Genomic DNA, 12,728 nt, shown 5'->3' on the forward strand with positions numbered 1-12,728 from the left:
GTCACCAACAAAAAAATTAATATTTGATATTTTTATTATTCAAAAAATCTCGATATTTTATAGAAATATAATTTCCTATTTCATCGTTAAATCTTTGAACAGAAAACTTTAAAGCATGACTTCTACAGTTTTCATAATCAAACATTGACTCATTAGCTTCAAATGAATTAACTGCATCAACTAAATCTTGAAGTCTTTGTTCTTTAAAGAATATCCCAGTTGGATTTGCATTACCTAAGGGTTGTATTGTCTCCAATGCTCCGCCTTTTCCGAAAGCAATGACCGGAGTACCACATGCTTGTGCTTCTACAGGTGTAATACCGAAGTCTTCTTCTGCAGCAAACACAAAAGCCTTAGCTTTTTGCATATGTTCTTGCATTATCTGATCAGATTGATATCCTAATATATCTATATTTTTTGTTGCTTTAGATTTTATTTTCTTCATCTCAGGACCATCACCAATAACGACTAGCTTTTTATCCGGCATTTTAGAAAATGCTTCAACAATCAAATCAATACGCTTATAAGGGACCATCCGGGAAGCCGTTAAATAGTAATCTTCTTTATTTGTGCATAAAGTAAATCGTTCAACATCAACTGGAGGATAAATAACATCTGCTTCTCTACCATAAACCTTTTTTATACGTCTTGCGATGAAATGAGAATTAGCTATAAAATGATCAACACCATTGGAAGTACGATGATCCCATAACCTCATTTTATGAAGTAGCCATTTAGCCAACATCCCCTTCAGTCCGCGGTCGAGACCTGCCTCTTTTAGGTATTGATGTTGTAAATCCCACGCATAACGGATAGGTGAATGAACATAACTTATATGCAGTTGATCCGGCCCCGTTAAAACTCCTTTTGAAACAGCATGACTGCTTGATAGAATAATGTCATGTTTTGATACGTCCAATTGTTCGATCGCAAGGGGCATCAAAGGCAGGTAATTTTTATATTTACTAGCGGCTTTAGGCAGATTTTGTATAAATGTCGTTTTTGCTATTTTATTATTAAAGTGAATACGCTTCTCATCTGATAAGAAATCAACCACTGAATACAGTTCAGCTTCAGGATATAATTTGATGAATTCCGCGATAACCTTTTCTGAACCTGCATATGTTATAAGCCAGTCTGCAACTATTCCAATACTAAAATCATTCAACATAAAGCACCTTACATTTAAAAATTTAAAAATAACAACAAAACCTCAATTAACGATACGGATCATTATATTTTTTTTCAATAACTTCTCTTTTTATTATGTCGATGGTATTTTCCCAAGTGTAACGTCTGCATCTTTCGAACCCCTTACTGATTAGTGTCTCCCGTAAACGTTCATCGGTACAGACAGACTCCAAGGCATATGTCATTTCATTAATATTTGTTGGATCTACTAAAAATGCAGCATCCCCAGAAACTTCACCTAAAGATGTTGTATTAGATGTAATTACAGGAGTTCCACAAGACATAGCCTCTATAACAGGAAGGCCGAAACCTTCATATAGAGATGGGAAAAATAAAACAGATGCCCCTTTATAAATTGACGCCAGTTCTTTATCGGTCACTCTTCCACAAAAAATCGTATCATCAGTAATATCTAACTCTTTAATAAGGAATGAAAGTTCTTCAGTTATATTACCGGTCATAATTACTGAATGAGAATTGCGAAGGGAAGATTTCGCGAATGCCCTAAGAGCAGCGTGTTCATTTTTATGGCGTTTCCTATTACCAGCAATAAAGATAAATGGCTTTTCATGTTCATAAGGTGGAACATTATCACTGAAAGCATCGGAAACACCATTACCAACGACAACAATTTTATCCTTAGGAATACCAGCCCACTCCGCAATCCTTTGTTTTGAAAATTCAGAAACGGTTAAAACCTTATGACATCTCTTGCACGCACGTTTCAATATTAATCTATAATATATTTTCTTCAATAGAGAAGTATTATGCTCTACATCTACATGATTCAAATCATGTACTGTTATAACACTTCTCTTCAAGAATAAAATTGGTGCATTGTAACCAGGGCTGAAAAATTTTTTTTTCTTACGAGCTAAATATAATGTCAACCATAAAAAATCTAACTTTCCAGAGGGTTTTCCTGTTATACCAATTTTTTCAAGACAGTCTATACGTTCAAAAATCTCTCTGGCAAAGCGGCCTATTCCGTGGTCGCCAATCCATCTTGAATCAAAAATAATTGTCTTGTCCAATTCTGTCATCCTACGTATTCATAAAAAGATATTTTCAAATGGGAAAATGTTTTCAGTTATCAGTCAACTTTATAATCTTGCTTTTTGAAACATATACTTTTTTATCGCCATTATAATTCCTTGACTTGAAGAATCCAGAAACATTTTCACAGTTAAAAATACTTACACCATAATATCCTATTACTCTACTCAACCCGTATGCTACATTCTCTGCTTGAATGTTTTTTGATTTCACTAAATAAATAGCATGTTTATTTAATGATGTAACATCAATTCCGTTAAGTGTTACATTTGTAGCACCACCTATATACACACCATAACTATAAGAGGTACCATTAATTCGAGATAACTTAATATTACTTATATCAGAGAGCGGATTATAAGCATAAAATCGCACTATATTTCTAGCTGTACCATTACTTTTGACCGAGATATTATCTATAGTTATAAACCCAGTCTTACTAGCATAGTATGTCTTATCATGTTTTTGTTCTTCATTACATGCAACTATAGAACCAATTTCTGAACTTCCTACTACATTATTGATTGAACCGTAATAACAATTCCCCTTCTGTGTCGTTATGCCAATACAATCGTCGCCAGAGGTTATATCAGCTCCATTCACATAAAAATATGAGCAGTCAAGGAAATGAATCCCATCTCTCCCACCTGGTTTATGATGTCCCCCGCCTGAAATAACAATATTTTCAAGTCTAATCTGAGAGGAGCTTTCGAATGAAAGGCACCAATCCGCACTATTACAGGCATTAAATGACTCAATCGAAATATCATGACAATCAACGAGCCTGACTAAACGAGTATAATTTTTACCTGTATTTTCTGTAACTTTACCATCAACACTTAATCCCTTGATATTAATATTACTACTTGAATTTGCATAAAATATGCTTATAGGTTCTTCAGCATCGCAATGAATCAATGAACCAACCTTTCCAAGTATATATATGTTATTAGGTAATATAATTGGTTTGGTTATTTTATATTTTCCTGATAGATACAAAACGGCATTATTCGAAGAGCAATAGGCAATCCCTTTTGTTATTGCATCCGTATAATCTTCGTCTGAATTTATATAAAACTCCTCTACTTTGTGGATCTTATTAGGCCATATCTTTTTTTGTTTAGGTGTATATATGCCTTCAACATGTGAGTTTTCATTAGTTAAAGCCTTATAAGTATAAAAAAAGCATGCACATGATATTGCTTTGAGAAAATTGCGTTTAGATATAGGCATATATTTTCCTAAGTTTTATAAAGACTTTATCATGAAGTTTAAAATTTATTTTTTACGAAGTCTCAACATCAAACTTAACGTTAAAAAAATACAGGAAAAAATGAGCGTGATGATAATCCCTTGAAAAAATAAAAATATCCGCCAAAACTCAACAATAGAATAGAAAATTGGAATATTCATATAAATGTATTTCCCATATTTGTAGCTTTCAAAAAAGGAAATATACAATCCCGAAGAAAACAGAACAACAGCTGATAACACTAACCCCCAGATTCCGTACAACCTTACTACATCTAAAATTGCAGAATTAGTTGTCAGCGATGGTTCAATCGTTGTTCTACTATAAAATACAGCAGAACTTTCATCCCCTACAGAGGGGTTACTAACTGCATAAAGCGCCCCCTGGACAGGAGTTCCAGTATAGGCCAGAATTTCAGATACACCAGCGGAAAAAAAGCCTAATCCTTTAGATTCGTAAAAATTTGCATTTCTACTCCAATTCATCGCCGATAATAAAAGGAACCCCACCATTATTGCAACTGAAACGGGTAAGAGCTTAAATTTAACCTTTCCTTTCCAATATATGAATAAATACAGGCCTCCAAATATCGCCGCGATAAGAGTTAAACGACTAGACATCATTGAAACAAACAATAATGACAGTATTGCCAATAAGTCCATCCATAGATTTTTGACCCCTATCAATCTCCTGTATATGACAAAACTTCCTGATAATATGACACCGTATCTTAGACTAACAATGCCGAATGAATAGTCTTCGTATAATGCTTGTTTTAATGCATTGGCCTGTCCTCCCTGAACAACAAAAAGAATATCACCAATAGACATAGTTTTCATTATTGCTAAAAAACTTGCACACAATCCTAACATCGAGATACATATACTGAAGAAATACATTCTATCATTTACGATTATCGTCTCAAATCTTTCAAGTCCTCTACTTTTTGGAAACAAATTATAACCTAACCATAGGAAACTCAGTAGAAGTAGCATGACAGATATATAACCAAGTGTATCTTCATCTAAAATTGGAAACTGAGTTGTAAAGCCTTTACGGAGGAAGCCAAAGTCGGGAAACAGCCAAGATAATATAGAAACTCCATTAGTAATTATAAATATCGCGGCTGGAGTAAAATTTTTTCGCGTAATATACATTTCGATAAGATCTCACATTAGTCATTATTTTTCACATGACTATTCGGGAAAATAGGCAGTCAATAATTTTACTTTATGTTCCCAAGAATTAATTGCTAAGCTATCATTAGCGTCTAATATAGAGCATGAAGTGTCTATTGCTTTATTAAATACAACCGAAATATCATTTTCATTATTGTATTGATACGTATTTTTTACATGAGCAATATTATCAATATTCGAATATAGAACATTTAAACCACATGCTATATACTCCCATAACTTCATAGGACTCCTTCCTTTATTCGAAGGATCATTTTTAAGCAAAAGCAATCCTACCTTGTAGTTATTTAGCACATTATTTGTGTCATCATAATCGACACTACCATGAAATTTTACATTATTGAGTATTTTTAGTTCATCAACTCTTTGCTGTGCACTTTTGTTTATTGGACCAAAGATATCGAAAATTTCTTGTTTGTTATTTTGAGCAAGTATTTTTAGCGCATCAAAATCAAAACGGTCATCTAAAGAACCAATATATACGGCCCCTTTTCGATCTTTATTTTTATTTTTTATAAAAAATTTATCTGCATCAAACCCATTTGCTATAGTATCTATCTTGTTTTTGGGGATAGAATATCTGTTAATGATCACGTTTGATACTACTTCAGAGGTTGGTACTATTTTCGTGGCATCTATACAGATCCTTGATTCATATGCTCTTACCTTCTCCCCCCCCATAGCCAAGTAATCATCTGTAGGACGATATATTAATGAAAAATATTTCAGGTGCTTTATCAGTGGATAGAAATATGGATAGTCACAAATAATAACATCATAATACTCATCTAAAATTATTGAGTTGCCCTTGTAAAAAGGTAGTAATCGACAGTTTAATGTCTCTGTAAATATTGATGAAGGAAGAGTTACTGGGAACAAAGTGCTAAGTTGTGCGTTTTTAACATTTGCATCTAACTTATAAGGGCCTCTAATTTCTTTTTTTAGAATTTTATGGAAAATTGTTTCAGGCACACCAGAGTATGAAACTTGAAAGCCTAAATCTGCCAATTTGTTTGCATAATGATGACTTCCAATCTTGAAGTCTGAAAATGCGCGAGTATGACTTAGTATCAATATTTTTTTCAAATTACGATACCTCTTTATCCCATCTAAGATTTTCATATTCTATTTAAAATGCGGGATGCATTAATATGCACCATCTTTTCTTAATACAACACTTATTGTTTTAAACAAAATTGCTATATCGTTCCACATTGACCAATTTTTAACATACCACGCATCGAGGTATACTCGGGTTTCATAATCAACATCACTTCTTCCACTTACTTGCCATAACCCAGTCATACCTGGCTTACTTAATAAGTAATAGTCTACCTCCTCATTATATCGTTCTAATTCAGCGGTGATTATGGGTCGAGGCCCTACTAAACTCATTTCCCCACGTAGCACATTGAATAACTGAGGCAATTCATCTAAGCTTGTTCTTCGTAGGAATTGTCCTATTTGGGTTATACGAGGATCGTTCTTGAGTTTGAATGTTGCATCCCATTCAGCTTTAGCATCAGGATCAGTAGCAAGTACCTTCTCTAAAACTTCCTTAGAATTAACAACCATGGATCTAAATTTTAAACATTTAAATGGTTTACCATCTTTGCCTATTCTCTCATGACCATAAATAGATGGTCCGCCATCCTTTCGAACTTTTAGACTAATATATAATAAAGCAGGAGACAGTATAACAATAATAGCCAATGCCCCTATAATATCAAAAACACGTTTTAGTACTCTTGAAGACCATTTAGCTAAGTTTTGTTGTACCCGGAAAATCATAACCTCATGACTAAATATAAATGACATATCAGTACTATCCAAAGGCATACCACGCAACGTCGGTATAACGGATACATAACGATACCCTTTAATCATAAAATTTCTCAACCAAGCGTTTCTGATTTCGCCTTGAAACGATTCGACTGCAACGATAAATTGAGTTTTCTTACTTTTAGTAGGAAGCCAATTTTTATCTACAGCTTCAACTTTTATATTTTCTATTGTATTGCCAGGAAGTGTTCCAACATCTGTATATATGAAACCAACAATATTTAAACCAAGATTTCTTTCGCTACTTATAGCTTTGTATGCTTCATGCGCATTTGAGCCGCTTCCAATGATCCATGTATCCCTTTGCCAAAGATTACACTTATCTAAAATATACTTTGTTAACATCCTTGAAAAAGGTACAAGTATCATTGCTAATAACCAAGTTCCTCCCCATAAATAACGAGGAAACGGCCAAGACGCGAATGCCACAATCGCGATTTCAATAATTGAAAAAATTAGCAACGTACGAAGTATTTCTTTCAACTCAAACCAGAATGTTTTACGATAAAAATAATGCCTTAATCGCATTGAAAACCAAGCTATACAGCATAGCGCTAAAAGCCAATGTAATATTATCCATTGACCTAATGCCGGATCTAGTAAAACATATTGTTGTGGGCCAACAAATATAGATAAAATACCTAAAGCGAAATAAATAGAAGCTATAAAGCTTATAAAATCTGATAATGCCAGCATCATACTGACAATAAAATTCCTGCCGAGAAGTGTCATAACTTCCTCTTTAATAGTTGTTCGCACTTAGTGTGATTAACTTTTCATTGCCAATGAGAATATGTTACTTCTGCCAGGCCCCAAAAGAGACCTGGCGATAAATTAATTACTTGTCATTGTTATATGAATATCCATAGTGGTTATATCCATATCCATAATAACTGCTAGCTTTTTTGACAACTCCATTTAGAATACAACCTTTTACTGCCACTCCACTTTGATCAAATCTTTTGAAACTGACTTCGATTTCTTTAACAGTATTCTGCTCGAAACGCGCAACTAAAAGGGTAGTACCTGCATAGTTGCCAATTACAGCAGCGTCTGTTACAGCTAATATTGGTGGTGTATCTAAGACAATAATATCATAATTTTTACTTGCCCATTCGATAAGTTCTCCAAATCGTCTGTGCATTAAAAGTTCAGCTGGATTAGGGGGAACCATTCCTCTAGAAATAAAATCTAATCCTATATCCTTGACTGGTTTTACAGCATTTTCAATTTTGATTTTGCCTGACAGAACATCTGATAAACCATTATCGTTTGAGACATTGAATAACCGATGCGTATAACCTTTTCGCATATCTGTATCAATGAGAAGTACTTTCTTGCCAGTTTGTGCTATGACAGCAGCCAAGTTTGTACTAACAAATGTCTTACCAGCATTTGGGCTGGCACCCGATATCATTAGAACATTGTTTCTAGCTTCCATCATTGCAAAATGTAAACTTGTTCTTAACCCTCTTATGGCCTCAATGGCTAAGTCAGCTGGGTTATCAATTGCAAGAAAACTACTGTATTCTTCTACCGATTTCCTTTTCCAACTTGATTTCTGCAGAGCTTTTTCAGCAACGGCTTCTGCCACTGGAATACTTGCATAAACGTTAATGCCTAACTCTTCAAGTTGCTCCGGGCTTTCAATTCCTCTTCTTAGGAAGACTCTAAATAATACAAAACCAATTGATACAAAGCACCCCAAAACAAGTCCCACAATAACGATCAAGACTTTTTTTGGTTTGACTGGTTTTGGTTGCGTCACTGCGCTATCAATAATTCTGACGTTTCCTATCGCACTAGACTTTGCAATATTCAATTCTTGCTGACGATTAAGTAGCTGCATATATACAGCTCTACCGGACTCGACATCCCTGCTTAGGCGTAGTATCTCTTGTTGTGTTTCTGGCATGCTAGAAACACGTTTATTAAGTTTCCCTTTCTCATCCTGCAGAGTTTTTCTTTTCTCTAACAATGCCTTATAAGTTGGATGTTCTTTTGTATAAAGCTGTGATATTTCTGACTCTCGGAATGTTAACTCATTCAATTGGTTATCAACATTGACAATTTGATCAAGAACTGATTTTGCTTCTAAGGATAAATCAACTGAATCATTCTGCCGTCTGTACGCATTCAACCGATCTTCTGCATTATCTAAGTCACTTCTGACCTTAGGGAGTTGTTGATTTAAAAACTCTAAACTTTTTTGGTCCTGTGCAGCCTGACGTGCTATATTTTGTGCTAAATAATTCTCACTTATACTATTTAAAATTTTCTTAATAAGAACAGGATCCTCACCAGTTATAGTAAGACTTAATATTCCTGTATCTTTTCCTTGATCCGCAACAGAAAATATCTTTTGAAGATCACTAATGGCTTTTAACTTAGTGATTGAGGAAATTTTAAATTTAGTACCAATGGGTGCATCTATCTCGTCTATTTTGACTGATACACCATTTCCCTCTACAAGTTCGCCAACGGTGCCTTTCAACTCAAAGTTTTCACCAGTAATGCTATAATTTTTCGAACCTAAGACAGTCAATATAACATCTGTTTCATCGTTATGATCTTTCTCTCCAACATAAAATCTTGAGACAGATATAGAGTGGGAATTCTGGCCTGTTAATTTTGCCCATCCTTCCCCAAATAAAGGGAAATATTTCTCAGAAACAAGCGTTTGGAGATTAAGATCATCAACTGTTTTACCTAAAATCATTCGAGACTGCAGCAAGGCAATTTCAGGTGCAGACTGCGGTTGACTATCAGGTAGCATTTGACTTAAATTACTTAGTATAGCATTCGCTTGTTTTTCTTCGACTTGTACCATTGCATCAGCTTGATATACTGGCGTAGCGAATAGAGCATAAATAATTGCAATGAGTGTAAACAAGGCGGTTATAGAAATAATTAATTTTCTATGATCAATTAACTCCCCGACCAGTTTTCCAAGATCGATATCATCAGACTCTGTAACTGTGGTTTTTTTATTTACTGACATTCATGAATTCCTGATTATTTGGCCCCAAGTTTTTCCGCCCAGAGGATCCCAGCCTGTTCAATTAAGGCATAGACTGACAAAAATGCCTCCTCACTTTTGCGATAAGGATCCGGAATATCTTTTTTACCGATCCAGTGACCGAATAGCATAGTTTTGCCTCTTGCTTCGGGCGCAATTTTACCAATTTGCTCAATATGTTTTTTTTCCATAGCTAAAATCAAATCATATTGGCGTGCTAAATCTTGCGTAAACTGCTTTCCCTTGTGACCGCTTAAAGAGATATTATTCATTGATGCGACTTTTATTGCGTGTTCATCAGCATCATGGCCTTCCAATGCCCCCGTTCCTGCCGACGCGATATTTTTATTAGGTAGCATCTTTAATAAGAACCGTTCTCCAATAGGTGAGCGACATATGTTTCCTGTACACACGACCAGAATAGATTCAAACATTTTATGGCCAATCCTTAATGAACTTCGCTGTTTCAGTCATATCGTGTACACCTGTAATCGTTGGTACAAGTTGTGACATCACACGATTCCAACGAACCAATGGAGCAGTGGTGACGTATACAATATCATAAGGTTGTAATTGGAATTCAGTACCAAGCACCATGGCTGATGCGTCTTGAGCATTCAATTGATATATATTCGCAATTTTACCAGTCTTATCATTTTTTAATTGACGTATTACAAAAACACCGGTTGCATCGCTAAAAGCTTGAGACATCCCTTCCGCATTACCCAAAGCTTCAGCAAGGGTCATACCGCTACGATCCATTTTCATCGTGCTCTGCTTACCGACTTCACCCATAACGAAAACTTTAAGGTCATCATTACGTGGTACAAACAGAATATCGCCCGGGTAGAGCAAGCGGTTTTGAGTTAAATCACCTTTCTGCATTAATTCATATAGAGAAATTTTAGAATCTTTCCCGTTATGAGTCAGCACAACATTTCGCCAGTCAGCATCAGGAGCCAAACCTCCTGCCGCATTAATCGCATCCATCACTGTTAATGGTATATTAGTAATTGGCTGCTGGCCCGATTTAGCAACCTCTCCTGTAACATACACTTTTTGCGAGCGGAATGCGGCAATACTAACATCAACTTGTGGGCTTTCAATATAAGTGGTCAAACGGCTCGCAATATCCTGACGCACCTGAGCGAGTGTTTTACCCGCTACCTGTACCTTACCGATATAAGGATAGAAAATAGTACCGTCTGAATTAACCCAGTTACCGGTGTCGCTGGCGCTACGGTACTGGCCTGCAGGAGTAGTTAATTCAGGGTGATCCCAAACAGTAACCATCAATACATCGCCCACTCCAATGCGATATTCATAACTTCGGAGCAAACTATCTAACTGAGGGTTAGAACGTGCCAGTACGCTTTCCGGGCGCAGTTTATCGATCAAACCAGGTGTCATTGGGTACACATTGACCAGTTTATCCAGATCGTAGTCGCTGTCCGGAAGTTCTACCACATTCTTACGCAGGCTATTTAACCCCTGCCCAGGAATAATCGTACAACCCGATAAAAACCCAATTGCCAACGCTAATGCCGAAAATCTAACAAGTTTTTTCTTCATAATGTCACATCATCAGTAAATCAAATTTGCCAATTCCTGAGCAGCTGTCATCGCCGTTACTTCCCTGCCGGCTTGTGGAGAGATAAAAGCTGACTGCGTCCTGCAGCGCTACCATCCTCCCTCCCCTGTTTTCAGCATTCAGCCTTATAAACTAAACGGTATTTCTATCCCTGCGCTGGCCCCAACGTCGTCGCTGTCGCTATTGTTAGCGTTGGTGTACCACAGTGAGGTATTCAGACGAACCGACTGATAAACATCTCCGCTCCAGCCCAGTTGTACACCTTTTAGAGTATCCGCATGAGGGAACGCTTTGTTGATCGACTGATTCTCAGGGTTAACCTTCGCGTATACTAAGCGCGTGCTCCAGCGCTGGTTATCCTCCGTAATAAGCTCAACCCTACCAGCAACGAGTTGGCCATCCCCGCCCATTGCGTCACCCAGCGGATAGCCCTGCTGATAGTAGCCATCCTTATAGATATGATGGGTATAACTATAATTGGTTCGGCTCATATTGGTGCGCGTGTCATGTGCTTCCACGTACCAGTTAACAGCATCCTTACCCCAGCCGTGGTGCCCTTCGACACCACCGAGGAACATATTAGACGATGGAAGAAAACCCGACTCATCCTCTCCGATCATCTGTCCGTAAAAGCTTACAGGCCAGCCCAGGGTCGGCTCCAGTTTGAACTTAAAGTCAAAACCGGCCAGCTGGTTGCCCGGTTCATTGGGATCATTCGCGGCGGTATTATCTTTACCTGTTAAACCATCCCAGAAATTGCTGAGTGATTCAGGCCGCCCTTCCCCGCCCCACTGCATAATGCGCGACGCGCCTAATTCTAAAGACTGGAAAGGAGAGAAAGTAAAACGACCGCCGATAATTTTGGCATGGGGCACGGCAGTGTACTGATTCATTTGGCTGGCGGAGATCTGATACTGCCATGGGCCCACCCAGCGCAGCCACCAGGTTTCCGGCGCTGCCTGCTCGGCTCGCTGCATCAGGAAACCGGTCATTGGTCGCATTGCATCCCCGCGGATCAGGCTTCCTTCATAGCCCGGCCCCCACCACTGCGGAACCTGACCAAAAGAGAGCCACTGGTTCCAGAACTTCACCGCGCCGTAGGCGCCGTTGGCGTTGAAACGCGATCCGTTGCTGATTCGCTCTCCCCCTTCAACGTTGCCCTGGAGGTGAACGTCCCACCACTCGCCGCTGTTGTTGAACGCCAGGCCTAACGAATTATCTGCCGGCTGCGTCTGACCAAACCCCTGCGGAGTGCCCGGTTGGTCGGTTGAGGTGTAGCCGGTGACCCGGAAATCTGCTTTTAGCGCTGACAGTCGCTGATTGATACGAGCCAGAACCACTTGTTCAGAAGAATAGGACGGTTTGGCCTTTTTTAGCGCCCGAGTGATCTCTTCCTGGCTCAGCGGCCAGGTCGACAGGCTCAGATGGATGACCCCGCGATCGGAAAGCCAGGCAAGGTCGTTTCGCAGATCGTTATCATTTACTACTAACCCGGCCGCGTAAGACTGGGCTCCCAGTGAGGAAAGCAAGCCCAATGTCACGGCAATGCGCGCAATTTTTATCATTGTACAAGATCCA

Annotated in this window: 10 protein-coding genes; all 10 read right to left on the reverse strand. The window is 37.9% G+C overall.

What is annotated here, in order from left to right:
- Positions 1-16 precede the first annotated feature (16 nt).
- Complete coding sequence (locus tag CWM57_RS21845; RefSeq protein ID WP_100676363.1) at positions 17-1,171, reverse strand: glycosyltransferase family 4 protein; 1,155 nt, start codon at positions 1,169-1,171, stop codon at positions 17-19.
- 46 nt (positions 1,172-1,217) lie between these two features.
- Positions 1,218-2,234 (reverse strand): glycosyltransferase family 4 protein, encoded by a 1,017-nt coding sequence (locus CWM57_RS21850; protein ID WP_100676364.1) that lies wholly within the window; start codon positions 2,232-2,234, stop codon positions 1,218-1,220.
- A 43-nt stretch (positions 2,235-2,277) separates the two neighbouring features.
- Positions 2,278-3,480 (reverse strand): glycosyl hydrolase family 28 protein, encoded by a 1,203-nt coding sequence (locus CWM57_RS21855; protein WP_100676365.1) that lies wholly within the window; start codon positions 3,478-3,480, stop codon positions 2,278-2,280.
- A gap of 45 nt (positions 3,481-3,525) precedes the next feature.
- Positions 3,526-4,329, reverse strand: a complete 804-nt coding sequence (locus CWM57_RS21860; RefSeq protein WP_100676366.1) for a hypothetical protein — start codon at positions 4,327-4,329, stop codon at positions 3,526-3,528.
- Positions 4,330-4,695: 366 nt separating this feature from the next.
- Positions 4,696-5,784 carry a glycosyltransferase gene (locus CWM57_RS21865; RefSeq protein ID WP_165784239.1) on the reverse strand — a complete coding sequence of 363 codons (1,089 nt, stop codon included), beginning with the start codon at positions 5,782-5,784 and terminating at the stop codon, positions 4,696-4,698.
- Between the two features lie 60 nt (positions 5,785-5,844).
- Positions 5,845-7,272: an undecaprenyl-phosphate galactose phosphotransferase WbaP gene (wbaP, locus tag CWM57_RS21870; protein WP_100676368.1), complete on the reverse strand. Its 1,428-nt coding sequence runs from the start codon at positions 7,270-7,272 to the stop codon at positions 5,845-5,847.
- 106 nt (positions 7,273-7,378) lie between these two features.
- Positions 7,379-9,541: a polysaccharide biosynthesis tyrosine autokinase gene (locus tag CWM57_RS21875; RefSeq protein WP_100676369.1), complete on the reverse strand. Its 2,163-nt coding sequence runs from the start codon at positions 9,539-9,541 to the stop codon at positions 7,379-7,381.
- A gap of 14 nt (positions 9,542-9,555) precedes the next feature.
- Positions 9,556-9,993 carry a protein tyrosine phosphatase gene (locus tag CWM57_RS21880; RefSeq protein WP_063119109.1) on the reverse strand — a complete coding sequence of 146 codons (438 nt, stop codon included), beginning with the start codon at positions 9,991-9,993 and terminating at the stop codon, positions 9,556-9,558.
- Position 9,994: 1 nt separating this feature from the next.
- Complete coding sequence (locus CWM57_RS21885; RefSeq protein ID WP_065800833.1) at positions 9,995-11,131, reverse strand: polysaccharide export protein; 1,137 nt, start codon at positions 11,129-11,131, stop codon at positions 9,995-9,997.
- A 144-nt stretch (positions 11,132-11,275) separates the two neighbouring features.
- Entirely contained in the window at positions 11,276-12,715 is a 1,440-nt protein-coding gene (locus CWM57_RS21890; RefSeq protein ID WP_100676370.1) for a capsule assembly Wzi family protein, read from the reverse strand.
- Positions 12,716-12,728 lie beyond the last annotated feature (13 nt).

Origin of the sequence: Klebsiella sp. G-Nf4, from assembly GCF_002810615.1 — a bacterium.
Classification (GTDB): domain Bacteria; phylum Pseudomonadota; class Gammaproteobacteria; order Enterobacterales; family Enterobacteriaceae; genus Klebsiella; species Klebsiella variicola.